This is a genomic window from Draconibacterium halophilum (assembly GCF_010448835.1).
In the GTDB taxonomy this organism is placed as follows: Bacteria; Bacteroidota; Bacteroidia; order Bacteroidales; family Prolixibacteraceae; genus Draconibacterium; species Draconibacterium halophilum.
The window spans coordinates 3,359,218-3,385,436 of sequence record NZ_CP048409.1 but is presented as its reverse complement, the minus strand read 5'-3'; the positions used below and the strand labels follow the sequence as shown (position 1 = coordinate 3,385,436).

General features: G+C 40.6%; 19 protein-coding genes. 14 read left to right on the top strand and 5 right to left on the bottom strand.

Translation table 11 applies throughout. The features are described from left to right. Positions 1-125 precede the first annotated feature (125 nt). Together G0Q07_RS13560 and G0Q07_RS13555 are read left to right on the top strand one after the other, a co-directional pair. Positions 126-1,433, top strand: coding sequence for a GDSL-type esterase/lipase family protein (locus G0Q07_RS13560; RefSeq protein ID WP_163346950.1), 1,308 nt, complete (start codon positions 126-128; stop codon positions 1,431-1,433). Positions 1,434-1,451: 18 nt separating this feature from the next. Beyond that, entirely contained in the window at positions 1,452-3,140 is a 1,689-nt protein-coding gene (locus tag G0Q07_RS13555) for an MBOAT family O-acyltransferase (protein WP_203532540.1), read from the top strand. Between the two features lie 33 nt (positions 3,141-3,173). On the opposite strand, the gene G0Q07_RS13550 is transcribed toward G0Q07_RS13555, so the two are convergent. After that, positions 3,174-5,021, bottom strand: coding sequence for a BamA/TamA family outer membrane protein (locus G0Q07_RS13550; protein ID WP_163346948.1), 1,848 nt, complete (start codon positions 5,019-5,021; stop codon positions 3,174-3,176). Positions 5,022-5,307: 286 nt separating this feature from the next. Here G0Q07_RS13550 and G0Q07_RS13545 point away from each other — a divergent pair, with 286 nt between their 5' ends. Genes G0Q07_RS13545 through G0Q07_RS13535 form a run of 3 tightly spaced genes read left to right on the top strand, consistent with a single transcriptional unit; the run spans position 5,308 to position 11,352 of the window. Next, positions 5,308-6,534 carry an ROK family transcriptional regulator gene (locus tag G0Q07_RS13545; RefSeq protein WP_163346946.1) on the top strand — a complete coding sequence of 409 codons (1,227 nt, stop codon included), beginning with the start codon at positions 5,308-5,310 and terminating at the stop codon, positions 6,532-6,534. Between the two features lie 43 nt (positions 6,535-6,577). Further along, positions 6,578-9,646, top strand: coding sequence for a SusC/RagA family TonB-linked outer membrane protein (locus G0Q07_RS13540; RefSeq protein ID WP_163346944.1), 3,069 nt, complete (start codon positions 6,578-6,580; stop codon positions 9,644-9,646). A gap of 41 nt (positions 9,647-9,687) precedes the next feature. Beyond that, positions 9,688-11,352, top strand: a complete 1,665-nt coding sequence (locus G0Q07_RS13535; RefSeq protein WP_246222904.1) for a SusD/RagB family nutrient-binding outer membrane lipoprotein — start codon at positions 9,688-9,690, stop codon at positions 11,350-11,352. Between the two features lie 320 nt (positions 11,353-11,672). Here G0Q07_RS13535 and G0Q07_RS20805 read toward each other — a convergent pair whose 3' ends face one another. After that, the gene (locus G0Q07_RS20805; protein WP_246222903.1) at positions 11,673-13,157 is read right to left on the bottom strand and encodes a Gfo/Idh/MocA family protein; all 1,485 of its coding nucleotides are present in this window, start codon (positions 13,155-13,157) and stop codon (positions 11,673-11,675) included. Between the two features lie 198 nt (positions 13,158-13,355). Between G0Q07_RS20805 and omp85 the strand changes: the two genes are divergently transcribed. From omp85 to G0Q07_RS13505, 5 genes are all read left to right on the top strand, one after another. Next, positions 13,356-14,702, top strand: a complete 1,347-nt coding sequence (gene omp85 / locus G0Q07_RS13525; RefSeq protein WP_163346931.1) for an Omp85 family outer membrane protein — start codon at positions 13,356-13,358, stop codon at positions 14,700-14,702. Between the two features lie 135 nt (positions 14,703-14,837). Next, positions 14,838-15,473: a hypothetical protein gene (locus G0Q07_RS13520; protein ID WP_163346923.1), complete on the top strand. Its 636-nt coding sequence runs from the start codon at positions 14,838-14,840 to the stop codon at positions 15,471-15,473. Further along, on the top strand, positions 15,470-16,501 hold the full coding sequence (locus G0Q07_RS13515; protein ID WP_163346921.1) for a sensor histidine kinase: 1,032 nt from the start codon (positions 15,470-15,472) through the stop codon (positions 16,499-16,501). Before G0Q07_RS13520 ends, G0Q07_RS13515 begins: the two co-directional genes overlap by 4 nt. Before the next feature lie 6 nt (positions 16,502-16,507). Then, the gene (locus G0Q07_RS13510) at positions 16,508-16,954 is read left to right on the top strand and encodes a LytR/AlgR family response regulator transcription factor (protein ID WP_163346919.1); all 447 of its coding nucleotides are present in this window, start codon (positions 16,508-16,510) and stop codon (positions 16,952-16,954) included. A 5-nt stretch (positions 16,955-16,959) separates the two neighbouring features. Then, on the top strand, positions 16,960-17,202 hold the full coding sequence (locus G0Q07_RS13505; RefSeq protein ID WP_163346916.1) for a LytR/AlgR family response regulator transcription factor: 243 nt from the start codon (positions 16,960-16,962) through the stop codon (positions 17,200-17,202). 138 nt (positions 17,203-17,340) lie between these two features. On the opposite strand, the gene G0Q07_RS13500 is transcribed toward G0Q07_RS13505, so the two are convergent. Together G0Q07_RS13500 and G0Q07_RS13495 are read right to left on the bottom strand one after the other, a co-directional pair. Beyond that, positions 17,341-18,873 (bottom strand): OmpP1/FadL family transporter, encoded by a 1,533-nt coding sequence (locus G0Q07_RS13500; protein WP_163346914.1) that lies wholly within the window; start codon positions 18,871-18,873, stop codon positions 17,341-17,343. Between the two features lie 34 nt (positions 18,874-18,907). Then, entirely contained in the window at positions 18,908-20,314 is a 1,407-nt protein-coding gene (locus tag G0Q07_RS13495) for a hypothetical protein (protein ID WP_163346911.1), read from the bottom strand. A gap of 98 nt (positions 20,315-20,412) precedes the next feature. Between G0Q07_RS13495 and proS the strand changes: the two genes are divergently transcribed. From proS to tilS, 4 genes are all read left to right on the top strand, one after another. Continuing rightward, a complete protein-coding gene (gene proS / locus G0Q07_RS13490) occupies positions 20,413-21,888 on the top strand; it encodes a proline--tRNA ligase (RefSeq protein WP_163346909.1) in 1,476 nt (491 codons plus the stop codon). A gap of 170 nt (positions 21,889-22,058) precedes the next feature. Beyond that, a complete protein-coding gene (locus G0Q07_RS13485) occupies positions 22,059-22,745 on the top strand; it encodes a hypothetical protein (RefSeq protein ID WP_163346907.1) in 687 nt (228 codons plus the stop codon). An 84-nt stretch (positions 22,746-22,829) separates the two neighbouring features. Then, complete coding sequence (pepT, locus tag G0Q07_RS13480; protein WP_163346905.1) at positions 22,830-24,056, top strand: peptidase T; 1,227 nt, start codon at positions 22,830-22,832, stop codon at positions 24,054-24,056. Between the two features lie 186 nt (positions 24,057-24,242). Further along, entirely contained in the window at positions 24,243-25,562 is a 1,320-nt protein-coding gene (tilS, locus tag G0Q07_RS13475; protein ID WP_163346895.1) for a tRNA lysidine(34) synthetase TilS, read from the top strand. Between the two features lie 155 nt (positions 25,563-25,717). Here the strand turns inward: tilS and G0Q07_RS13470 are convergent, their stop codons facing one another. Further along, complete coding sequence (locus G0Q07_RS13470; protein WP_163346886.1) at positions 25,718-26,101, bottom strand: VOC family protein; 384 nt, start codon at positions 26,099-26,101, stop codon at positions 25,718-25,720. Between the last annotated feature and the right edge of the window lie 118 nt (positions 26,102-26,219).

Here is a 26,219-nt window from a genome sequence, read left to right as displayed (position 1 = left end):
AACGAAGCTTCAAGTTACAAGTTGCAAGTTACGAGAACGTACTACGTTTTGTCGCTCAATCTCCATCAATCTTCGTGCAATCTGTAAAGGTTCGAGGCTTGTCTTTGCTGTTTCTTAGCTTCGTCATGCTACTCTCCACATCCGTTTCAGCGCAGGAAAACAGCTACTTCTACCACGTTAACCAGTACAACTTTGTACGTTACGACCGCAATGAAATGCATTACCCGGGGGATCGCGCAAATGCTGAACGATTTTATTCGAAACTGGAACAACTGGTAACCACCGGCGAAGGACGTGTAAACATTGTGCAAATTGGCGGTTCACACATTCAGGCCGGTTCGTTTTCGGGGCAAATGCGTAACCGTTTTCAGCAGATAAATGGCGAAATGAATGCCGGTTGGGGATTTATGTTTCCATACCGAATTGCACGTACCAACTCGCCTTTTGGGTATTACATCCGTTATAACGGCTACTGGAAAACATTCCGAAATGTTGAGCGCCGCAAAAGCGGAACACTTGGAGTAGGAGGGATTTCGGCAACAACATCGTCGCCAAAAGCTGAGCTTACGATTTTGCTGGAAGAAGAGAATGAATTGGATTACAGCTTTAACAAGCTGAGAGTATATTACGAGAATACAGCAAAAAACTACACCATAAATATTGATACTGATTTGGTGAAAATAAAGGTTGAAGCCGACGGGTACACCGATTTTGAATTGAATGAATGGGTAGATAGTTTGAAGATAACTTTCGAAAAAGATTATGGCTCGCAAGGTAATTTTACTTTGCTGGGAATGACCACCGAATCGAATCCAAACGGTATAATGTATCACAGCATTGGAGTGAATGGTGCTCACGTTCCGGCATTTTTGCGCTGTCAGCTTTTTACTGAGCAACTGATAGAATTAAAACCTGACCTTGTAATTCTTGGTCTTGGAATAAACGATGCCTATGGCCGTAGGTTTTCCACAAGTCGATTTGAAGATCATTACGGACAATTAATTGATAAAATAAAAGCGGCTGCACCCAACTCGCTTATTGTTTTTACCACCAACAACGACAGCTATCTGTATCGTCGATACGTAAATAAAAATGGTGAAAAGGTAAAAGACAGTATGTTTAAAATGGCGAAGAAGTATGATGCCGGCGTGTGGGATATGTTTTCTGTAATGGGAGGATTAAACTCTGTTGTGCTGTGGCAGAATAACGGACTGGCACGGAGCGATAAAATTCATTTTACCCGCGAAGGTTACTTAATGATTGCTGATTTGTTTTTTGGTGCGCTGATGAAGGATTTTGAAAACTTTTTGATTGATAAAAAAGAACTCACAATAAATAGTCATTTCGAGGAAGAAGGAAGAGAACGGAGCTTAAACAGGCAGATTTCTCAGTCGCTTGACTCCCGACCTACCGGCAGGCAGACTTCGAAATGACATGATAACTAGAACTACTTGGATTTACTACAACAAATAGAAATTAAAGAACTGTTACGGAATATTTTTCTGTACGACAAATCGGCGCCGCTTATTTTTACGCGCTTTTTCTTCTGGGCATTTTTTGCTTTTGTATTGGCCGGGTATTCGCTGGTGTATAAGAATAAGAACCGCAGTGTTCGTGCCGGATATCTATTCCTGGTGAGTTTGTTTTTCTATTACAAATCAAGTGGTTTTTTCTTCTTTATACTATTGTTCAGCACGCTAACCGACTTTTTTATTGGGAAAGGAATTTACAAATCGAAGAATGAGTTAATCCGGAAACTACTCATTGCCGCCAGTGTGATCATAAACCTTGGTTTGCTGGCCTATTTTAAATATGCCTATTTCTTTGTTGATAGTATAAATGCAATGTTTGGAGGCGATTTGCAGGTGATAAACCACCTGGCATTGTGGGCTAATCAGGCTACAGGAACCCATTTCGAGGTGAACCAGATATTGTTACCTGTTGGTATTTCGTTTTTTACATTTCAAACCATAAGCTACTCGGTTGATGTGTACCGTGGCGAAACTAAACCGGTAAACAATTTGGTCGACTTTGGCTTTTATGTGTCGTTTTTTCCGCAGTTGGTTGCCGGTCCAATTGTTCGTGCATCGGGATTTGTAAAACAGATTTATGAAGATTACCGCCTCACAAAAACAGAGTTTGGATGGGCAATTTTTATCATTCTGAAAGGATTAATAAAGAAAATATTTATTGGTGATTACATTGCTGTAAATTTTGTCGATCGGGTTTTTTCTGATCCGATTACCCACTCAGGATTCGAAAACCTGATGGCATTATTTGGCTACTCATTGCAGGTATACGTCGATTTTTCGGGCTATACCGATATTGCCATTGGTGTTGCGCTGTTGATGGGCTACCGGTTGCCGCAAAATTTTAATTCGCCCTATAAAGCCAAAAGTGTTGCTGATTTTTGGAAACGCTGGCACATGTCGCTTTCATCGTGGCTGAAAGATTATTTATATATTCCCATTGGCGGAAACCGCGAAGGATCGGTGTTTAGCTATATGAGCCTCGGAATTATTCTTGCCATTATTGTGCTTTTGGCTGGGAAGCTGATCTTAGTGCCGATATTTGCAGCGTTAGTGCTGCTATTTGCTTTGTTGGCAAATTTCTTCCCTAATATAAAACGCCATATCGATACCAATATTAACCTAATGCTAACCATGTTGCTCGGCGGACTTTGGCATGGTGCATCGTGGCAGTTTATTATTTGGGGAGGATTAAATGGAGTAGGATTAGTCATATACAAATTTTGGCGGAAAATAAGTCCGTGGGAAAAACTGAATAACCGATTTGTAAACATTTGGAAAATAGCTGTAACCTTTAGTTTTATCACATTTACCCGAGTTTTCTTCCGCTCCGAGTCGATGGAGGTTGTGCGCGGAATGCTGCATCAAATTGCTACCGACCTTAAACTCTCAATGATACCCGAGGTGCTTGTTGCCTACAAATGGGTGTTCCTGATGATGTTATTTGGTTTTGTTACACACTGGCTAAGTTACGATTTAAAAGACCGGGCAAAAAACTGGTTTATCGCATCACCAATGTGGGTAAAAGCCATAATTTCTGCTGTTGTCGTTATTGTTGTTTACCAATCGATATCAGCCGAAATGCAACCCTTTATCTATTTCCAGTTTTAGGCTTGGTGTTTTATTTTAATTTCTTCAACAAATCTATTCAAAACGCACAGGTTCGGGTCCGGTGGGTTCAAACGAAATAAATCGTTGTTTCGATTGCTCGTCGAGAGCAAATCCTATAAAGCTCTCATCATCCGGGTGGAAAGGATAGAATGCCAATCGTAGCCTGAACGTTTCAAAAACAAGGTTCTCGTTGTGTAAACGAATGCCAAGACCTAGCCCGGTGTAATAATCCTGTTTAAAAATTAGTTCGCTATTTGAGCCAATTGCCCCAACATCGGCAAAGCCAAATAGTGCGATATTGAATTTGTAAAACTGCCTGGGCAGAAAAACCACATGCTCCAGCTTTAAGTTTAAACGTTGTTTGCCAACAGCAATATCGCTGTCGAAACCACGAATATGATCGTTTACCTCAAGTGACAGGTTTTCAATATCGAAACGACGAATGCCAAGTGTATAGTTTAGGTCGACAAATGTTCTTACGCGCTTCCTGCCAGCAGTATGTAATTTTGAAATAAAGTTGACATCGCCATAAATCATCCCTTCTTCAAAATGGCCTTCTTTTAAATAACCTCCAACTCCTGCGGTTGTAAATAAATAGCCATTTCGGCTCAGCAATAAATTACCGTTGGAAGTAAAAAAATGCAGGTAGTGGCGGTCGCCGAATTCATTGGCATCGTAGCCATAAATCAACTCGTTTTTAAAACCTTCAGGAATATCCTCGGTAATTCCGTAACTATATATCAGCTGATCCTGAATATAGCGGCGCTGAGATATGGTTAGCCCCATCATATAAAGCGTATGGTTGGAAAAGAAGTGACTATTTTCAGGAGCCACTGCAGGTCTTTCAAAGAAGTTCCAGTTGTTAATGCCTGTTGATACAACCAGCTCCGTAGCATTTTCGTGTCGTGGACTAATATTAAAACTTCGTCCACCCCAAATGTAATTCGCCGAAAGATCCATCGGGTCGTCCACTTTAACCGGATCGTTATTTGTAATCCGGTCTGTTCGAAACATGCGTGCCGAATAACCACCATAACCCCACTTTATATTTTGTGTTAAAAAGGGTTTGTTAAAATCAATGGCAAAGCCCTCTCGCCGATAAGTATTCAAATACCCAAGGCGAATATCAAGAAACCGGCCGGCAATGTTTTTAATGGTATAAAAGGTTTCAACACCCAGGTATGGTTCCTTTTCAACATGGCCAACAAACTTTACCGAAACTTCGTGGCCAACACCAAAAATATTGCGGTTATAAATTTCGATGTCTCCTGAACGGGTGCCATTTACTCCACCGGAAACCCCAAAAGAAAAACGATCTTTAGTTAAAACCAATACATTAACCAAACCCGGATAGATTGGATCCTGTTCTAAATAAATCCGAACATCTTTTATATAAGACAAATCCCTGATAATCCTTTCGTTTTCATACATCAACTCCGGATTGAGCCTATCGCCAATTTTAAAGAGCAATAGTTTGCGAATGGTTTTTAAATTCGATTTTGTGTGGATTTTATTGGCAGCACGCTCAGCCCAATGATCGGCTTTTTTTGTTGTGTCGGTGCAAGTTGGCCCAAAAACATCAAGTGCATTAATCTTTATTTCGGCAATAATCTTTCCTTCATAGTTCTTAAAATAATCAAGTGCCAGTGCCTTCTTGTCAACATAGGGGCGGGGAGGTGTAATTATTGCATCGTACAGCCAGCCGGTAAGTTTACGTCGATTGGCTCGGTTTTCCAAAGTATCATAAAATTGTTCCTGTTGAAGATTGGGTGTTTGGATAACTATCGAGGTGTCGAGTGGTGGTATCTGTGCGCTCACCGTTGTGCCCGTCATCAGAAGCAACAATAATAAAATATTTTTTAAAAGCGCCTTCAACTTCAATGTATCCCTTTTATACTTGTGCAAATAAATAAGTTTTCTGAAAGTAATGATTTTATTATTTATTGTTTTTAATTGGTACTGTTAATTAACGTTAAACACAAACAGACGGTCCCTGTTTTAGCGGCACCTTATTGTACAATATACTTGAATACTTTATTTATTGATGTTATAGTGCGAACAATTTTTGTAATCAGCACCGACTTATTAAAATAATTAACAAACATTTGTTTTTGATTTAAAAATTTCTTTAAATTGCATTAGAATTACTTAACTAGACTATTTTAAAATGATCCTTCTTGAAAATATAAAAGATAAGAAACTTACCGGCAATGCCTTGAAAAATTATCGTCGGAAAAAGAAGATTTTAAGTCTTTTATATGAGAATGATACGCTTTCAGCAACCTATCTTTCAAAACAAATAGGAGTTAGTTTACCAACAGCCATTTCTTTATTAAAAGATCTTGGAGGGAGCAAGCTTGTTGAAGTTCGGGGAAGTGGCGAGTCGAAAGGAGGAAGACGTCCCACCTTATTTGGTTTAAAGCGCGATAGTATTTTTGTTATTTCGTGTGAATTGGGACGTTTTAAAGGAAAAATAGGTGTTTATAATTCGCATAACGAACTTGTTGCACCGGTTACCGTTGTTGGAACTTCCATTGATGATGTAAATCTTGTTGACAAACTATACGCTGAAGCCCGCCAAATACTGGTCGATAATGACATTGATTATAATAGAGTATTTGCAGTGGGAATGGCCATGCCGGGTTTGGTAGATTCAATAAACGGAATAAACTTTACGATAAAAGAGGAAGCTTTTAGAAATGTTGCCGAACGTTTAACAATGAGATTCGGTAAAATGGTTTATGTGAATAACGATGCCCGCATGGAAGCTTACGGTGAGTTTGTTTTTGGAGCTGCCAAAGACCATAACGATGCCGTTATTATAAATTGGAACTGGGGCCTGGGAATCGGGCTTATTTTAGGTGGTAAACTGTATAACGGTTCAACCGGTTTTGCAGGGGAGCTTTCGCACACCAAGTATAACGAAGATGGCGACCTGTGTATTTGTGGTAAACGAGGTTGTTTAGAGACAGTGGTTTCTGCAAGTGTATTAATTAAGCGCGCCAAAGAAGCCATTAAAGAAGGAAAAATATCACAACTAACCAATCGGTTTCAGCATAAAATAGAAGAACTTCAACCCGAAGATGTTATCGACGCAGCAAAGCTCGGAGATGAACTGGCCATAGAACTTTTAAACGACATTGGCCAGGCTTTGGGAAAAGCATTATCAAATACCATTCAGTTATTAAATCCTGACATAATTGTTATAGGAGGAATTGTATCGCGTGCCAACCAATACATTCTTACACCTATTCAGCAAGCAATTAATCAGCACTGTTTGGAACAAATATCAGGCAATATTGAAATTGTTATTTCCGATAATTGGGAACAGTCCGGGTTGTTGGGAATTACAGCAAAACTTTTTCAAAAACTTTTTAGCGATATGTATAAATAATTTAAGTATTAATCTATTTCTAGTTCATTTAAATTCAAAATCTATGCGAAAGATTTTTTTGATTTTAGGAATGTGCTTTGCATTACTAGGTAGTGCATACGCGCAGCAAACGGTGACTGGGACAGTTACCGGAGATGATGGCCTCGGGATTCCCGGAGTCTCAGTAATTGAATCGGGAACATCTAATGGTACAATCACCGATATTGATGGTGTGTATACTATTTCTGTTGCTGACGATGCAACCATCGAATTTTCTTTTGTAGGAATGCAAAAGGTGGAAGAAGCCGTTAACGGCCGCTCAACAATTGACGTAATAATGGCCCAGAGCCAAATTGGCCTGGAAGAAGTTGTTGTTACCGCTTTGGGTATTTCCAAAGAAAAGAAATCGTTGGGTTATGCAGTAACCGAAGTTGGTGGCGACGACATTTCTGTTGTTAAAGACCATAACCCTGCCAACTCATTAGTGGGTAAAGTGGCCGGTGTTGTTGTAACACAAGGTTCAGGTAGCCCGGGTAGTGGTTCGCGTGTAATCATCAGGGGTAACAACTCGATTACAGGTAACAACCAGCCATTAATTGTTGTTGATGGTGTTCCTATTGATGCAACCGGATCGAATAGTGGTGGTAGCGTTTATAGCAGTACGGTAACCGGCGGTGGTATAACCGATATCAACCCCGACGACATTGAGTCGATCTCGGTACTGAAAGGACCAAACGCAGCGGCATTGTATGGTTCGCGTGCAGGTAACGGTGTACTTTTAATTACTACTAAAAAGGGTACAAAAGGAAAAGGTTTGGGAATCTCTGTAAACTCGAACATTACCTTCGACAACCCAATGTTACTTCCCGACTATCAGAACGAGTACGGTCAGGGTAGCCAGGGCAACGTACCCGGTAATGTTGAAGATTTGAAAAACTCAACCGGCTCGTGGGGACAACGACTTGACGGCAGCAGCCAGATGTATTACACCGGCGTAGAACGACCTTATTCGGCGATGCCAAATAATGTTGAAGATTTCTTCCAGACAGGTGCAAAATACATTAATTCGGTTGCGATTGCCGGTGCCGGCGAGAGTCATTCAATTCGTTTTTCGTACACCAATAACAAAACGGAGTCGATGATCCCGAATTCAGATCTAAAAAGCCACAACTTTAACCTGCGTGGAGTAGTTGATTTAAATGATAAATTAACGCTTGATGCTAAGGCAACTTATTTCTGGCAAGAACTTAACAATGCAGCAAACCAGGGATCGGAAGGTATTTTGGCATATGTATACGATATGCCTCGTAACGTGGATATTGAAGATCTGAAAACCTATCAAAATCCTGAAGAGTCGTTGAACTCAATCTCATACGGTGCATTGGGAGCCAATCCTTACTGGATGCTGTATAACGATATGAGAAATGACAGAAGAGAGCGTGTTCTCGGATTTGGTAAATTAAATTACGAGATTGCTCCATGGTTATCGGCTTTTGCAAGAGTGGGAACCGATGTAACGATCATGAAATCAGAATCTGTTAATCAGCCGGGTCACCATTTTTATACAAGTGGTCGTTTAACATTCAGCAATACACGGGTAACGGAAACAAATGCCGACTTCCTGCTGATGTTTAACAAAGATCTTACTCCTGACTTCAATCTGTCGGTAAATGCCGGTGGTAACCACTCGTATCGTACATACGAATACCAAAGTATTTATGGTGAAGATTTTAAAATACCAAGTCGTGCAACAGTTGCTAATGCGGTAACTCAAACACCAAGCTATACTCCGTTAAGGGAGAAAGAGGTTAACTCATTGTACTTCCAGGCATCGGTATCATATCGCGACTTTGCTTACCTGGACGTTACCGGTCGAAACGACTGGTCGTCGACTTTACCTGAAGACAATCGCTCGTACTTCTATCCATCAGTAACTGGTTCATTATTGCTGAATGATTTTATCGATCCTGATGAAGAGATATTTAATTTACTAAAAGTACGTTCAAGCTGGGCAAATGTAGGTAACGATACAAGTCCTTATCAGTTGTATCCTTATTATAACCTGGCTAACGATGGTTACCTGGGATTAACTCAGTTGTCGCGTCCTTCAACAAAACCAAATGAGGATTTATTACCTGAGAATATTGCTTCGTTCGAAATTGGTATGGAAGCAAGTATGTTCAATAATCGCTTATTCTTCGATTTCTCGTGGTATAATATAAAAACTACCGACCAGATTTTTAATGTGCCGGTTCCTTCTTCAACAGGTTATTCTTACTTCCTTGAAAACATTGGTGAAACAAGCAATAAAGGTGTTGAATTACTTGTAGGAGGTATTCCTGTAAAAACAGGTGATTTTAGCTGGGAAACAAGTTTCAACTTCTCTAAAAACAACAATAAACTCGTTGAGCTTACTGAAGATCTTGATAGCTATGTTTTCAATGAGTCAAACTCAGGAAATATTCGTTTACAGGCAACTGTAGGTGGAGGTTACGGTGATTTATACGGAACTACCTGGAGAACTAATGACGCCGGACAGATTGTGGTAGATGCCAATGGTCGTCCGCAGGCTTCAACCGATAAGGTATATCTTGGTAACTCGCAGCCCGACTGGACTGCCGGTTTTACTAATACCTTTACTTATAAAGACGTTTCATTGCGCTTCCTGATTGATGCACGTATTGGTGGAAAGATTTATTCACAAACCAATGCAGCGCTGGTTAGCAGTGGTGTGGTAGAAGAAACACTTCAATATCGTGAAGAAGGTATTCTTGTTGACGGAGTAGTACTTCAAGACGATGGTTCTTATACACAGAACACTACTGAAATTAGCGCCCAGGATTACTGGTCGTCGGTTTCAGGAATTGCTTCAGAATATTTGTTCGATCAAACCAACGTTCGTTTGCGCGAATTGGTACTGTCGTACAAAGTGCCACAGTCGTTAATTCGAGATACCTTTATTCAGGGGGCTACTATAGGTTTGGTTGGACGTAACTTGTTCTTTATCTATAAGGACATTCCTCATGTTGATCCGGAATCGAGCCTTGGAACAGGTAACAACGGACAGGGTATTTTGTCGTACAACTTACCAACTGCAAGAAGTATCGGATTCAACGTAAACATTAAATTTTAAGGAGGACCGGCAAAATGAAAAATATATTAAAAATATTCGTAATGTTTATAGCGGTATTTTTGCTGAGCAATTGTACCGATGATTTCAACGAAATCAATACAAAACCGGATTCATTTACGGTTGATGAGGTGAGTGCGAAATACTTTTTAACGACTCCTCAGTATCGTTTATATGCGCCCGACCGTTATCCTTACTGGCGTGCACACATAATACATACCGACCGTTATTCAGGTCAGATATGTTTCGGACACAGCAGCAGCTGGTGGTCGGATGAGTTGGGATATGCCTACAACAGTGGTTACACTGATGCAGCCTGGGACTGGTTGTCGGGTTACGTTGGTAGCCTTGATAATTTTATGAAACTTACTGCACCAGGTGGTGAGTTTGAAAATGAATACATGTACGCTATTGGTCAAATTACCAAAGGTTTGTACTTTCAGATGTTTTCCGATGTTTTTGGAATGATTCCATACTCGGAAGCAACAAATCCTGATATTGTACTTCCTAAGTTTGATGAACAAAGAGCAATTTACCAGGGAATTATTACAGAGTTGGATGAAGCCATTGCTACTATTGGCGATGCTACTGCCACCGGTGTAGCGGTTGACGATGTTGGCGATAATGATATTTATTGTGGTGGCGACTTGCAAAAGTGGAAACGTTTGGCAAACACCTTAAAACTTCGCATTGGAATGAGAGCTTACGGTGCACCAGGTGCCGATTTCGCTCAAACTGCAGTTTCGTCGGCATTAAATGCTGAATTACTTGATGGCGAAAGCGATAACGTGCTAATGCAAAAAGACGAAGAGATCTCGCAGTGGGGAAGTGCCTGTTACGGAGATGTTTGGTATAACTTTGGTGCCGGTTCAGACTGGACAATGAGTAAAACCATGATCGACTTGTTACGCGACAATAACGATCCTCGTTTGGCTATTTATGCTCAGCCTGCAGTAGGCGGAACTCATAAACTTGAAAAGCCTACAGAAGGCGCTGAAGTGGAGAATTTCGAAATGCGCGTAGAATATATTTTGGGTATATTGGAGGATGCAGGTGTTGATTACACAGATGTAACACTTGAAGATGGTAGCGTTGAGGTTACCATGCCTGAAAATATGTACTATGTGGGACAACCAACCCGCCTAAACGGGAAAATGAGTTCTTTTGCCCGTTACAATTTCTTCTCGAAACCAGCTGAGGTAGTTATCAATAAAAAGAACAATGGCGAAATCCGTCCGGAATTAATTATGTCTTCTGCCGAAGCGTATTTCCTGCAGGCCGAGGCTGCTGTTCGCGGTATTGGTACAGGAAGCGCACAAGACTTATACCAGGAAGGTATTCGTTTGGCGATGAAACTTTGGGATGTTAGCGATGCCGATATTGATACGTATTTAGCTACGGAAGATATGGCAATGTTAAACGGAACAGAAGAAGAAAACCTGGAGAAAATTGCAACACAACGCTGGATTGCTGCATTTACTGATGGTTTTGAAGCATGGGCAATCGTTCGCGATATGGGATATCCTGCCGAGCTTGCAGCCGGTGTTGAGGATGGAGATATATTTGGACTTGGTGATATTAACGGAAATTACCCACAGCGAATGCGCTATGGTAATGGCGTTATTAATACTAATGGCGATAATTATAATGCAGCAGTTGCCATTCAGGGACCTGATGTACAAGACACAAAACTATGGTGGGCAAAATAGTAATAATACTGTTTTAACCGATTAATTAGTTTGGTTAGGTTAAACCGCCGTTCATTTATTTGAACGGCGGTTTTTTTATAAAAGATAAAGGGTATTTGTAAACATAGTTGTCCTATAAACTAAAGAGGGCTGATTTTTTTCATAAATAGATAATTTGGTTAGAATAAAACCGCCGGTATATTATCGGCGGTTTTCCTATTCAAAACATCAGAAAACAATATCAAGACAAGAAACGTGTAATTCTATTACCCCGGGTAATAGAGTGAGTAAAAAGAAAGGGCAGTAATTACTGCCCTTTCAAAAGTTTTTGTGCGAATTGATTAGATATTTAATTGTCCCTCGGCATTTGCATCTGCAAGGTTACGAACTTTGGTTGTTCCACCTCCTGCCAATGTCAGTTCCAGCGGATTGTTGGTCTTCCATGCACCACGTGTAAAATCAGGCACTTCAATGGGTTTCGAACCGTTGGCTATCGACCACTCACTTAAAGGTGTAATCGAGCTCCATGCTGCTGCGTCGTATACATCCATATCAACGGGTAGTCCGTTGCGTAGGCAATCAATCAGGCGCCAGTCCATTATAAAGTCCATCCCTCCGTGGCCACCAACTTGTTTCGCCATTTCGCCAACTCGTTTAATAATTTCCGGTTCGTATTTTTCGCGCAGTTCTTCCATACCGGCTTCGTCAACCACTTCATGGCCAAAAGCAATGTGTTGCAAGGGCCATTTTTGTGCAAAACACTTGGTTCCGCTCAGCATGTGAATACGCGAATAGGGCCGGGGAGAAGAAATATCATGCTGAATAAGAATTGTGCGGCCTTTGTTGGTACGAATCATTTGCATATCCATATTGCCGCGCATATCCATTCCTACAAATTTTTCAAAAAACGGATCTTCCTTTGCTTTTTCTTCAATACGCTTTTTTAGCGTAAAATCTTCCGAAATCATTGCAGTCAGGTAATCCATTTTATCGCCGCGGTTAATATTCATTGCCTGACAAATTGGTCCTAAACCATGTGTTGGATAAACATTGGCTTTTCGCTGATTTTCGTACAAACGCCACATTTTTGTGTAGGCGCCGTCAGTCATTTTCTCATCTTGTGGCTTATTAAAATGCCAGTAATCCAGATTGTGGATATAAGCTCCTTCGCCGTGAATTAAATCGCCAAAAACCCCCTGACGAACCATGTTCAGCGTGAGTAACTCAAAAAAATCGTAGCAGCAGTTTTCAAGAATCACACAATGTTTTTTTGTACGCTCCGATGTTTCAACCATTTGCCAGCACTCGTCCATTGTTTTAGCTGCCGAAACTTCAAGTGCCGCATGTGCGCCACCTTCCATTGCCGCAAGCCCAACCGGCACATGCCATTCCCATGGAGTGGCAGTGTAAACCAGGTCGCAAAGACCGCTGTCGCAAAGTTTTTTAAACTCATTTTCGTCGCCAACAAATTCTTTTGCTTTTGGCAAGCCGGCATCGTTGAGAATTTTTTGAGCCCCATCAACGGCAGCCTGCCGAATATCGCACAATGCTGTAATTTCAACACCATCAATGTAGGTCATACGTTTTACAGCACCCGATCCGCGGTCGCCAATACCCACGAAACCAACACGCACTTTATCAAGCTTTGGTGCGGCATAGCCACACATGTTAAACTGTTGCGGAGTGGTGTTTACAGCCGCATCTTTAATGTACTGCAAGGCTGATTCTTCCTGTTGTGGCTGATTACACGATGACAGCCCACCGGCTACCATTCCTGCTCCGGCAGCTCCGGAAATCTTAAAAAAGCCTCTGCGATTTGTTTTCATTTTGGTCCAGACTTAATAATGAGTTTTGAAAAAATTAATAAAGCATTGTAAAAGAAAATAAAATAATGACGAATGGCAAGGAGAATAATCAAAAAGAAGGGGATTATCGAATTCGGTTTAATTTTATATATTCGTTTACAAATCATTCAGCATGTTGCTACATGAATTTTTTTCTCAATCTAACTAAATTCAAATAACATGAAACGTTTTCTGTTTTTATGGACATTTTTATCGGTTTGTTTACTGTCGGGAGCGCAAGAAGGTGTAACCAAACAAGGTTGGAGTTTTGGGGCATTGCCGGCCGTAACTTTCGATACCGACCTGGGATTTCAGTACGGAGGTTTAATTAACCTGTTTGATTATGGTGATGGAAGCCGATATCCTAAGTACGATCATAGCATTTATCTGGAGGTGTCGAGGTTTACCAAGGGAAGTGGCATAAACCGTTTTAACTACGATTCGGATAAACTGATTGATGGACTCCGAACTTCGGTTGATATTAGTTACCTAAGCGACAGAGCGTACGATTTTTATGGATTCAATGGTTACGATGCAGTTGTAAACAAAGACTGGTATGACGATGAAGCTGCCGCTTACAGAACACGCATGTTTTACAAATACGATCGGAAGTTGTTTCGTTTTAAGGTTGATTTGCGAGGAGACCTTGCCGGCGAAAAAATAGACTGGATTGGTGGATTCAACCTCCTGAACTTTAAACTGGATTACGTTGATATTGATAAACTAAATAAAAATAAGGACGATGATGATCTGTTGCCTCCTCATAGTGAAGAACCCGGACTATACGAGAAATATAGGGAGTGGGGAATTATTTCGGATGAGGATGCCAATGGTGGTTTTGTGCCAACTGTAAAAGCCGGTGTTGTTTACGACACACGTGATAATCGTCCTAACCCGATGAAAGGTGTGTGGACTGAAGCAGTTTTGCTTGCATCACCCGAGTTTTTGGGTGGCGAGCACAGTTTTACCAAATTGAGCTTAATTCACCGTCAGTATTTTACAATTGTACCTAACGATTTATCTTTTGCTTACCGCTTGGCGTACCAGACAACGCTTACCGGAAACGCACCGTTTTATTATCAAACACAATTAATTACATCGGTAATGAAAAGTGCTACCTCGGAAGGTTTGGGTGGTGCCAATTCATTACGTGGAATACTAAGAAACCGGGTAGTTGGCGATGCCGTTTTTATGGGAAATGTGGAGGCTCGCTGGAAATTTGCACGCTTTCAGTTTATCAATAACAACTTTTATTTGGGGTTGAATGCTTTTGCTGATTTTGGTCGTGTTACCGATAAAATTGACGTCACAAAGGAAAACTTTTTTACAACCCTGGAAAATTTACCAGATGCAGGTAGAAACCAGGATTATTTTGATAAAGGAGCGGAAGAAATGCACTATTCATTTGGTTTAGGCTTTCGCGTAGCGATGAACGAAAACTTTATAATTCGCTGCGATTACGGTATGGCCGTAGATGAACGCGATGGCGATTCCGGTATTTACATCGGACTTAATTACTTATTTTAATCGTTTTAGGCTGTTTTCATTTTGCTCCTGATTGGTGTTTTTTATCTCAACGACAAAAAGCCATATCTCAACGAAAAAATTCTTTTGGGCAACCAAAGTCCTGTAAATTTGAGTAGAAATTAAAAAACAATCAAAATGAAAACACGTAATATTCTGCTTATTGCAATAATTACACTTCTGTTGTCGGGGTGTGTTGTTTACTCCTTTTACCCTTTATATACTGAAAGTGATCTGTTTGAAAACGATTTGCTATTGGGCGAATGGTTTGAAGACGATAACCAGGATGTTGTTTTTAGTGGTTCTGATGATTCGTGGAATTTCACCCATCCGTTTGTGGGTGATAAAAACGATGGAATACGCAACAAAAAACGATACGTACTTAGCCTTACTTCAAACGAGAATGACATAGTGAAAGAATCGAAATTTGAAGTACACGTAATTAAGTTGGCAGATGAATATTTCCTGGATTTTTACATCGAAGATTACGGTGATGACGATAACATTACCTTAGCTGACCTGCACCTGGTCCCGGTACACACTTTTGCCAAATTAACTGTATTTGATGACAAACTCGAAATCCGATGGTTCGATCCGGAATGGCTGGAAGATTTGATTAAGGAAAACAAGATCAGGGTTCATCACGAGGATAACGGTGATTTTATTTTGCTCACAGCCAAACCAAAAGAATTACAAAAATTTGTAAGTAAATATGTGGATTCGGAAGAGGCGTTTGAAGACGGATTGGCCGTAGAGTTATTTCGAAAAAAATGAACAGCTACTTAAAAACTACACTAGGCCGGCTAATTAAAAACAGGGTGTTACAACATATCCTGTTTTGGTGTTTATCGTTTTTAATTCTGATGAATGTGTTAAAAGTGTCGGCCGAAGTTAAACAGATCGACCTTATTTACACGGCTGTATTTCACCTGCCTATTGTATGTGTGGTTTACCTTAATTTGAAATTGCTATTTCCTCTTCTTTGGGAGCGTGGCAATTATTTTAACTACGCTGTCGCCATAATTGTGGCGATTGCTTTTGGGGCTGGTTTTTATCTGTTGTTATTCGATAGCCTTATCGATTACATTTTCACAGGCTATTACTTTATTGCCTACTACAGCTTTTGGGACATTTCGTTATTTTTTGCCATTTACCTGTTTATATCCAGTTTATTGCACCTGGCGCGAGGATATTTCCGTGCCGAAGAACTGGAAAAGGAAAAGTCGCAGGCCGAGTTAAAAGCTTTGAAATCGCAGATCAATCCACATTTTTTATTCAATTCATTGAACAGCATTTATAGCCTTGCAAGAAAAGAATCGAAGGAAGTTCCTGAAAAAATTGTTCAGCTCAGCGATTTAATGCGTCATATTATTTACGAGTCGGATGTCGATTTTATCGCCTTGGAAAAAGAAGTGGAAATGCTGCAGAATTATATCGATATGCAGAATCTCCGGTCGGGGAAAAACAAAATTGAAATCAATACCATTGGCGATATAAAAGGTAGGAAGATAGCGCCTTTATTATTTCTTCCTTTTGTTGAGAACAGCTTTAAACACGGAATGAAAGGTGGTGCGAATGACGCCTTCGTGAACATTAAAGTTGAAGTTGCGGGTAAGGTTTTACATTTCGAGGTTGAAAATAGCAAAGGGAAGGCTAACGATCCGCTCTCGGCTAAATACCACGGCATTGGAATTGAAAACGTAAAAAGGCGTCTGGAAATGATCTATCCCAATCAACACAAGTTGAGGATTTCGGATAACAAAGAAACATTTAAAGTACTTTTACAGGTGCAATTGAATTAATTGGGCATGGCCAAAACAAAAATGTTAAACTGTATTATTATTGACGACGAGCCTTTATCGCAGGATGTAATCCGCGATTTTGTTGAGACCTGTCCTGAACTGGAGCTCATCGGAGTTTGTAATGATGCTTTGGAAGCCGGTCAGTTGTTAAAACAAAAAGACATCGACTTGCTGTTTTTAGATATAAACATGCCCAAATTAAGCGGAATTGGTTTTGTGAAAAGTTTAAAAGAACCGCCGCTGTTTATTTTGGTTACCGCCTATCCCGAATTTGCACTGCAAGGTTTTGAGGTTGATGCGGTGGACTATTTGCTCAAACCTGTTTCATTCGAAAGGTTTCGAACGGCGGTTAACCGGGCACTCGAACGATTTTCCTCAAGCACAGAAAGCACCGGGCAACATTTAATGGTGCGTGCCAATAAAAGGATTACCGGCTTAATTTCAACGAAATAATCTACATGGAAGCACAGGGTGATTATGTGCGTTTTGTTACCGAAAATCAATCGTTGATGGTGCACGGGAGGTTTAAAGATTTTATTGCCCAGCTACCGGAGAACCGATTCGCCCGCATCCATAAATCATTTGTGGTTTCGCTTGTTAAGGTGGTTTATTTAGAAGGGAACAGCGTAAAACTCGGCGATGTAAAATTGCCGGTTAGTTTGAGTTTTAAAGAGGCTTTTATAACAAAACTAAATGCATAATAAACTAAATGCAAAAGAGATGGTGTCTCCTCCCTTTAGTGATACCCTCACTCAGAGTGAGAGCATCACTATTTAAAAGCACAAAAAAAGACACAACCCAAAAGGAATGTGTCTTTCTGAAAAATATCTTTTGGTTTACTAGAATTTAAATCCCAAGGTAAACATTACATCATGTGTTAAACCATCAAAACCGGCTGCTTCAGGTACAGGGTAAATACCTGAAACGGGAGAACTGTAAGGAAGTTCATATTCCATAATATCGGTTAAGCGGTAAGCAATATCAAAGGTAAAGCTGCTAAAACGATAACCCAATCCTGCTGAATAGATGTTTAGTTTATCGTCGGCTTTAAATTGGTCATTTCCAAATGCTGTTGATTTATATGCAGTCGGATAATATTCGTAACCGGCACGCAAACTTAAATTATTAGTTGCACGCAATTCGCCACCTACCCGTATGTTTCCTACCGATTTATAGGCATCCTTAATTTCTTGATTAGCAGTAGAGAAATCTCCGTTTCTGAGTTTGGCTGAAGAATAATCAACATATTCATAATCAACACTGATCAATCCTTTTTTGGCAATAACAAAAGCCCCACTAAATGTTGCACGAAGAGGTGTATTTAAACGATAGTCGAAATTACTTAAAGGTGATAATGCCTCTTGGTTTTGTGTGCCGTCAGTATAATTAATCGTTGCATACATTTCGGTATGGTAAAAATCGTGCAAGTCGTAGAAAGTTGGTGTGTGGATTGATGCTCCCAAACGTATTTCGTTTGTCGGTTTATAGATTATCCCAAATTTAAAATTGTATCCTGTTCCTGTTGTTCTCAGGTATTCATCAAATTGTAAACTTTCAAAATTTGGAATTATATTCTGATCATCCCATTCTTCATAAGTGCTCGATTCGCGGTAATAAATATCGGTAACGCCCAATGTTCCCCCTAAATAAACTTTGTGGTTAAAATTTAAACCAACTGCAAAGTTATATTCGTCAATAGAACCAGAACGTGATATACTTTTGCGTTGTGCTACCGGATCATTTTCTATATTCTGGTCATACGGATTTATTTGAATATCACTTTTCCAAATATCTGAATTTTCTTCTTTATATATTAAATCGGTACCACCATATTCGGCAATGGCCAAATCATCATAAAATTCATATGTCGTTGGATCTACATATGGGTTTTCACCGTTTGTGTTTTCAATCCACGCATCCAGAAAAGAACTTGTTACACCAGAGGCTCCCATGAGCGAGTTGCTGTTAAAATCTTTCAGGCGGTTATAGCCAATTCCAAGATTAACGCTAATAAGGCCAACATCGCTACGCGAAGCTGTTGGAATAACAGTTACATAGCTCAAATTATTTAAGGCCACGTTGTATTTGTTATCTTCCATCAACGTATTCATGTAATTCGCTTCCATTCTGCCGTATGTAAATTTTGGCGTAAGGGTAAGTTCCGACGAGCGGTAAACTCCCAGACCGGCAGGATTAATACTGATAGAAGTAAAATCGCCGCCCAAAGCTCCAAAGGCATTACCCATTGCTCCGGCACGTGCTGTCCCTGATACCTGGATGTTGGAATAGCGAAGTGCATCGAGCAAGTCTTGTGCCTGCATAAAAAAGGGCATAAAAAGGACTAAAAAAAGTATGCTAATTTTTTTTTTCATGGCAAATAGTTTTTGTCGTTTATGTTTCTGAAATCTATCTTCTTCCGCCGCCTCCACCGCGAGATGAACCACCTGAACTTCTTGATGAACTACCAGAGCTTCTTGATCCGCCTGACGAACCGCCACTGCTTCTTATGCTACTTCCACTACTTCTTACGCTACTGCCGCCGCTACTTCGTGTTGGAGTGCTGCTTCTGTAGCTGCTGCCCGATTTGGTTGAAGACGGTGCACGGTATGTTCTTGAAGAACTACTTTTGCTCGAACTACGATTGTAAGTCGAACTTGAACGGTACGATCTGTTATAAGTTGACGTTGATTTTGGAGCAGTGTAACTTGAACCCGATCGATTATTTGTAGAAGTAACTACCCTCGGTTTTGTATAGTTTGTACGCGCATTACTACTTGGTCGGGTATAAGTTCGGTTTGTTGTTGCCGAACCCGAACGAGTATAATTTTGTGTACGTGTTGTAGCCGATTTTGAGGTAGCCGGACGAGTAGTGGTACTCGTAGTTCTCCTTTTTTCGGTCAAAATTCTTGCATTATTTGTCGCTGTCCGGTCGTTTGCTACTCTTGTTCGTGTTGAAGTCGTTGTACTTCTGTCGCGAGTTGCCGATTTATTAACATTATCTGTTCCACTTCGGTCGTTTCTGGCCGATACTGCAGATGTTGATCGACGACCTGAATCACCACGGTAAACGTTCGTTCCTGAAGATCGGCGTTGGCCATACGCATAATCTCTTCCGTTATTGTAGTAGCCTCCACTATAACCTCCGCCATAATAGCTTCCTTTACCGTACCAGCCACCATAATAACTACCATAATATCTTCCACCATAATAAGGTGAGTAATATCCGTGGCCCCAGCCATAGTATGGAGAATTCCAACCCCAACCAGAATAAAATCCACCCCAACCCAACGACCAGCCAAGCGACCAGCGAGGTGAGTACATTGATGAATAATAATAAGGATCGTAGTAGAATGGGTCGTAATAACTCCAGCTATCCCAGTAAAACGGATCGTAGAAAGACGGACGGTGGAAACGGCGGATACGGTAAGCGTAATCCAGTTCATCTCCATCGTAATAATTGTTTATTACGTATTTCATCTCGTCGTCGTTGTAATATACAGTCGTGTCGCTGGCTTCCATTTCCATTTGGTCCATGTTGTAGCGCAACACATCGGCATCTTCTTCTGATCCTTCAAAGATGTAGTTGTTCATGGTGTTAGAACCATCTTCCTCTCTTTCAATATTGCTGATGATCATCGCGTTGGCCGATTTTTCTACCGGCTCTTCAGCAACTTCTTCAACTGCTATTGGAGGAGGAACTTCACCCGGATTAAAATAGATGTCGTCGGAATAAGTACCAGACACATATCCTCCCGTGGTACAGGCACCAAGTATGATAGCCAGTAATCCTAATAATGTTAATCTTGATTTCATAAGGTATCCTCCGTTTATTTAATGTCAATAATAATTACTTTCTTTGTAAGCTCAAAATTTATACAATTAAAAACAAAATCTATACCAAATATTAGATTATGGCTAAAGAATTGACTTCGCGCAGCGAGAATTATTCACAATGGTACCAGGATTTGGTCATTAAAGCAGACCTTGCCGAGAACTCAGCGGTAAGGGGGTGTATGGTTATAAAGCCTTACGGCTATGCCATTTGGGAGAAAATGCAGGCCGAATTAGACCGTATGTTTAAAGAAACCGGACACGTTAATGCATACTTCCCGCTATTTATACCAAAATCTTTTTTTAGTAAAGAAGCTGCTCACGTTGAAGGATTTGCAAAAGAGTGTGCCGTAGTAACTCACTATCGTTTAAAAAACGACGAGGAAAATGGAGGAGTGATCGTTGATCCGGATGCAAAACTGGAAGAGGAATTGATTGTACGACCTACTTCTGAAACCATAATTTGGAATACGTATAAAAACTGGATTCAGTCGTACCGCGACTTGCCAATTCTTTGTAACCAGTGGGCAAATGTGGTGCGTTGGGAAATGCGTACCCGCCTGTTTTTGCGTACTACCGAGTTTTTGTGGCAGGAAGGTCACACTGCCCATGCTACAAAGGCGGAGGCAATTGAGGAAACTGAAACGATAATTAACCTTTATGCCAATTTTGCCGAGAATTTTATGGCTGTTCCGGTTATAAAAGGTTTAAAATCGGCCAACGAGCGTTTTGCCGGTGCTTTGGAAACTTACTCTATTGAAGCTTTAATGCAGGATGGGAAAGCATTACAATCGGGAACTTCGCATTTTCTGGGGCAGAATTTTGCCAAAGCTTTTGATGTTAAATTTGCAAATAAAGAGGGCAAAGAAGATTACGTTTGGGCAACATCATGGGGGGTTTCAACCCGCTTGATGGGAGCGTTAATTATGGCGCATTCTGACGATAATGGATTGGTGCTTCCTCCAAAACTGGCGCCTTTCCAGGTGGTTATAGTTCCTATTTATCGTAAAGAGGAGCAACTTGCAACTATTACCGAAAAGGTGGATGGAATTGTTGCTAAATTGAAAGCAAGAGGTATTTCCGTTAAATACGACGACCGCGATACACGCAAACCGGGTTATAAATTTGCAGAACATGAATTAAAAGGTGTTCCTGTGCGTTTGGCTATTGGACCACGCGACCTGGAAAACGGGACGGTGGAAGTTGCCCGTCGTGACAACCTGACAAAAGAAGTTACGCCACTTGAAAATATCGAAGAATACGTAGAAAAATTGCTGGAAGATATTCAGCAAAATATTTACCAGAAAGCCTATGATTACAGGGCCGAAAATACGCGAAAAGTGGATACCTGGGAAGCGTTTAAAGAGGTGTTGAAAACTTCCGGAGGTTTTATTTCGGCACACTGGGATGGCACTTCTGAAACCGAAGAAGCTATTAAAAACGAAACCAAGGCAACCATTCGTTGTATGCCGCTGGAATACGAAGAGGAAGAAGGTGTTTGTATATACTCAGGTAAACCTTCAAAACGCAGAGTTTTATTTGCACTGGCCTATTAATTGCCGTCATTCCGTCCGTCAGTTGACGGATCGGAGTCTCAATTGTACAAAATAAGATGCTGAAATAAATTCAGCATGACGTAAGAGAAAAAATATTAAAAGCAGCTCAACTGGGCTGCTTTCTTTTTTTTCAGTAAATACGTACATTTAAACGTTAATAATTGTACGCTATGTCAGATAAAGAAGTTCGGGCTTCGTTTCTTGAAGCACTGGTTATCAAATCAACGGTAAAACAACAGATTTACGAGAATACCCGGCAAACATTTACTATCCTGAAAAAAGTTCTAAATCAGCTTGAAATAGATTATTTGAAAGCTGTAAAAGGCAAGGTGCCGGATGTGGCTTTACCGCATTACAGCGACAGAGGACCTTTTGAAGTTGAGTTTAAAGTGGGTGGCGATCTGCTGATTTTTAGTATGCACTCTAATGTGTTCGAATTCGATGATAAACACCCGGTGTGGAAAACAAAATACATTAAAGATGACGCTATGCGTGCTTATTGTGGCGTTATCAATATTTATAATTTTCTGGCCGACTCGTTTAAATACAATCGTGTTAATGATTTGGGCTACCTCGTTGCGCGCATTTTCATCAACAAAGACAAACATTTTTTTGTTGAAGGGAAACGACAATCCGACGAGGTAGTGAAAGATTTTGCCAACGATACCATTTCTCCCGGATTTGTTCGACAAATTGTTGAAACAGCTATTCAGTACAGTATTGAGTTCGATTTGCTGATGCCGGTTTACGATCAGGTAAAAGTGGCCACGGTCGATCAGATGCGGCAAAAAATGAGTCATTCGAAAATGGTAACCGGCAAACGTTTGGGATTTACCTTTAATTCCGATGATGTATAGAACAAGCATCAGTTTTTATAGTGAACAAAAAGTATAAATTTGCATATAACAAAATATAGAATATTAAAAAGACAGAATAACAGAATGGAAAAAGTAGTAGAACGATTTATCAATTACGCGAAACAATACACCACTTCCGATCCAAAATGTAAAACTTATCCGAGTACCGATCGGCAGTTGGTTTTTATGAAAAAACTGGTTGAAGAGTTAAAAGCGATTGGATTAGGTGAGGTGGAAATGGATGATTACGGCTATGTTACGGCAACTATTCCGGCAAAAGGAGTTAGCGATAGTCCTGTGGTGGGTTTTATTGCCCATGTGGATACCAGCCCTGATTTTTCGGGTGAAAGTGTAGCACCGCAGATCATTGAGAATTATGATGGTTGTACGATTTTTCTGAAGAACAAGGTTTGTATCGATCCAAAGCAGTTTCCTGAGCTATTAAACTACAAAGGACAAGATATTATTACTGCCGATGGTACAACGCTGTTGGGAGCCGACGATAAAGCAGGAGTGGCGGAAATTGTAACTGCTGCCGAAACTTTGCTACACGCAAAAGATATCCAGCACGGAAAAATTCGCATCGCTTTTACGCCCGATGAGGAAATTGGTAAAGGAACCGATTATTTTGATGTGAAGAAATTTGGAGCCGATTTTGCCTACACCCTGGATGGCGGGCAGGTTGGAGAGCTGGAGTTTGAAAACTTTAATGCAGCCGGTGCCACGATTAAAATTAAAGGATTGAGCGTACATCCCGGAGCGGCCAAAAATAAAATGATTAACGCACTCTTAGTTGCGCACAAATTGATTGGCATGTTACCGTCAACTCAACGTCCGGAACATACCGAAAAATACGAAGGGTTTTTCCATCTGCTTTCGATGAATGGCGGAGTTGAAGAAGCTGAGTTGTTTTACCTGATCCGCGACCACGACAAAAGCAAATTTGAAGATAAAAAGCAGTTACTGACAGAGGTAGTTAAACTGATTAATATGGAATATGGAAAAGAAATTGTTGAGTTGGAAATTACTGATCAATACTACAACATGCGCGAAAAAGTGGAGCCGGTAAAATATATTATCGACATAGCCGAAAAAGCCATGTTGGATGCCGGTGTTGAACCGATAATCAAAGCTATTCGCGGAGGAACCGACGGCGCACGTTTATCATACGACGGGTTGCCTTGCCCTAATATTTTTGCCGGGGGCCATAATTTTCATGGGCCATTTGAGTTTGTTCCCATTCCTTCGATGCTTAAATCGGTTGAAGTGATTTTGAACATAGCGCAGGCGGTGGGTAAAATAAAGAAGTAGTTGCTTGTCATTTCGACGAAGAATGAGGAGAAATCTGTTCTTCAAGGAAGAGTTTTCTCAGTCGTTCCTCCTTCGAAATGACAGAATCAGTTACAACAACGCGCTTAGCGATTCTAACCGCTTAGCGCTTATTCGCTTCAGTACTATAATTTTCAGAAAGAGAGGAAATAAATAGCAAAACAATCCATGTTCGATCAGTTCATAAAAAATATAAAGGAGAAGCAACTTATTAAGCCTGGACAAAAAGTTTTGCTGGCTGTTAGTGGCGGAATTGACAGTATGGTCATGTTGCATTTATTCGAACATTCGGAGTTTGAATACGGCATAGCCCATTGTAACTTTAGCTTGCGTGGAGCTGAGTCGGATGATGATGAGGCTTTTGTGCACGAAAAAGTGGAACAGCATGGAACGCCGGCATATTTCGAAACTTTTGATACCACGGACTATGCAAATCTTAAAGGAATTTCTATAGAAATGGCAGCGCGCGAATTGCGTTATGAGTTTTTTGAGCGCATTCGTAAGCAGTATGAATACGACCTGATTGTAACGGCTCATCATCAGGATGATCTGATTGAGACATTTTTTCTGAACCTTTCGCGGAAAACGGGAATAAAAGGCCTTACCGGAATAAAAGAAAAAAAAGGGAAATTGATACGTCCGCTGTTATTTGCCAGTCGCCAAGACATTGAAAAATACGCTACCCAAAACTACATTGCTTACCGCGAGGATTCGTCGAATAATGAAGTGGTTTATCAGCGTAATTTTTTGAGACATAAAATCCTACCATTATTTTCGGAGTTGAATCCGGCGTTCAATAAAAACTTCATGGCCAGCGTTGAGAATCTGAAAGCTGCCTACGATGTTTATGCGGCGGCTGTTGGAAGCGAAATCAATGAGATTTTGACGGAAGAAAAAGACCAGTTGTTAATTTCTATTTCTGCCTTGCAACAATCGGTTCATTCCAAAACAGTATTACTCGAGATCTTGTCGGGGTACGGTTTTAATGCCAGTGTGGTGGATGCTGTTTGTCAAAGTTTGAACAACGTTTCAGGGAAACAGTTCTTCTCAAAAACACACCGCCTGGTAAAAGATCGTGATGCCCTGTTTTTATCTGAACTAAAAAACGATGAGGATCGCTTTTACTATATCGAAAAGGAAGATATGGAATTGTTTGCGCCTTTCGGTATTTCAATTGAACGATTAGATGTTAAGGACTTTGTGATTATAAAAGACCGGAATATTGCTTGTGTAGATCTGGATGAAGTAGAATTTCCGCTGCTTATGCGTAAATGGCAACAAGGCGATTATTTCCAGCCACTGGGAATGACCGGTTTTAAAAAGGTGAGCGATTTTTTTATCGACCAAAAAATTCCACTGCACGAAAAAGAAAATACCTGGCTGCTGTGCAGTGGTAAAAAAATCGTGTGGATTATGGGGCACCGACTGGATAACCGTTTTAAAGTAACTTCTTCAACAAAACAGGTGCTGAAAATTGAGATAGAGTAGAAGCTACAAGGGAAAACCTCGAAAATATTTTTCTTAAACTGCTTGCTGTCTTTTCTAAATCCATCTGTAATAATTTCCTGAAAAATATCGAGGATAACGATTGAGATGTTGGTCTTTTTATTCGCCACGGAGTTATTCTTAGCTTTGGCAAGCTACTATCCCCTTGAATGCAAGGCCACGCGGTTGCCTTCGCTGTCGATAATCAACGCCATAAATCCATATTCATCCGAAATTCTTGTTTTAGGCTGTAATACTTTACCGCCGGCATCTTCAATGCGCGATAGTTCGTTATTTAGGTCGCCGGATTGGGCCGTAAAATAAATTATAATTCCCTCAGTTGAAGGCTTATAAAACTTGGGGTGGCAAACGAGTGATCCAGTTGAGCCGTAGCTTTCATCAGTCATTGGGAACCATGCCATATCCAGTGGTCCCATTTGGTTGCGGTCTAGTTTTACATCTAAAACGGTTTCGTAAAATTTCATGGGCCGGTTCATGTCGGTAACCGGCACTTCAAACCAGCCTACTGCATTACTTTGCATAATCGTTTCATTAAAAGTTTATACCGATAGAACACAAATTTTGGGCACAAGGTTTTACAACTTGTCGAATTTTAAGCTCTTGTAATGAACTGAAAAATGTTGTTTTTATAAGGAGGAG

What these genes read in the sequence shown, in the direction of transcription:
- G0Q07_RS13510 (WP_163346919.1), top strand. Translation starts at nt 16,508, where the DNA reads ATGGCCAAAACAAAAATGTTAAACTGTATTATTATTGACGACGAGCCT.
- G0Q07_RS13540 (WP_163346944.1), top strand. Translation starts at nt 6,578, where the DNA reads ATGCGAAAGATTTTTTTGATTTTAGGAATGTGCTTTGCATTACTAGGT.
- G0Q07_RS20805 (WP_246222903.1), bottom strand. Translation starts at nt 13,157, where the DNA reads ATGAAAACAAATCGCAGAGGCTTTTTTAAGATTTCCGGAGCTGCCGGA.
- G0Q07_RS13560 (WP_163346950.1), top strand. Translation starts at nt 126, where the DNA reads ATGCTACTCTCCACATCCGTTTCAGCGCAGGAAAACAGCTACTTCTAC.
- G0Q07_RS13495 (WP_163346911.1), bottom strand. Translation starts at nt 20,314, where the DNA reads ATGAAATCAAGATTAACATTATTAGGATTACTGGCTATCATACTTGGT.
- proS (WP_163346909.1), top strand. Translation starts at nt 20,413, where the DNA reads ATGGCTAAAGAATTGACTTCGCGCAGCGAGAATTATTCACAATGGTAC.
- G0Q07_RS13505 (WP_163346916.1), top strand. Translation starts at nt 16,960, where the DNA reads ATGGAAGCACAGGGTGATTATGTGCGTTTTGTTACCGAAAATCAATCG.
- G0Q07_RS13500 (WP_163346914.1), bottom strand. Translation starts at nt 18,873, where the DNA reads ATGAAAAAAAAAATTAGCATACTTTTTTTAGTCCTTTTTATGCCCTTT.
- G0Q07_RS13485 (WP_163346907.1), top strand. Translation starts at nt 22,059, where the DNA reads ATGTCAGATAAAGAAGTTCGGGCTTCGTTTCTTGAAGCACTGGTTATC.
- G0Q07_RS13545 (WP_163346946.1), top strand. Translation starts at nt 5,308, where the DNA reads ATGATCCTTCTTGAAAATATAAAAGATAAGAAACTTACCGGCAATGCC.
- omp85 (WP_163346931.1), top strand. Translation starts at nt 13,356, where the DNA reads ATGAAACGTTTTCTGTTTTTATGGACATTTTTATCGGTTTGTTTACTG.
- tilS (WP_163346895.1), top strand. Translation starts at nt 24,243, where the DNA reads ATGTTCGATCAGTTCATAAAAAATATAAAGGAGAAGCAACTTATTAAG.
- pepT (WP_163346905.1), top strand. Translation starts at nt 22,830, where the DNA reads ATGGAAAAAGTAGTAGAACGATTTATCAATTACGCGAAACAATACACC.
- G0Q07_RS13535 (WP_246222904.1), top strand. Translation starts at nt 9,688, where the DNA reads ATGTTTATAGCGGTATTTTTGCTGAGCAATTGTACCGATGATTTCAAC.
- G0Q07_RS13520 (WP_163346923.1), top strand. Translation starts at nt 14,838, where the DNA reads ATGAAAACACGTAATATTCTGCTTATTGCAATAATTACACTTCTGTTG.
- G0Q07_RS13515 (WP_163346921.1), top strand. Translation starts at nt 15,470, where the DNA reads ATGAACAGCTACTTAAAAACTACACTAGGCCGGCTAATTAAAAACAGG.
- G0Q07_RS13470 (WP_163346886.1), bottom strand. Translation starts at nt 26,101, where the DNA reads ATGCAAAGTAATGCAGTAGGCTGGTTTGAAGTGCCGGTTACCGACATG.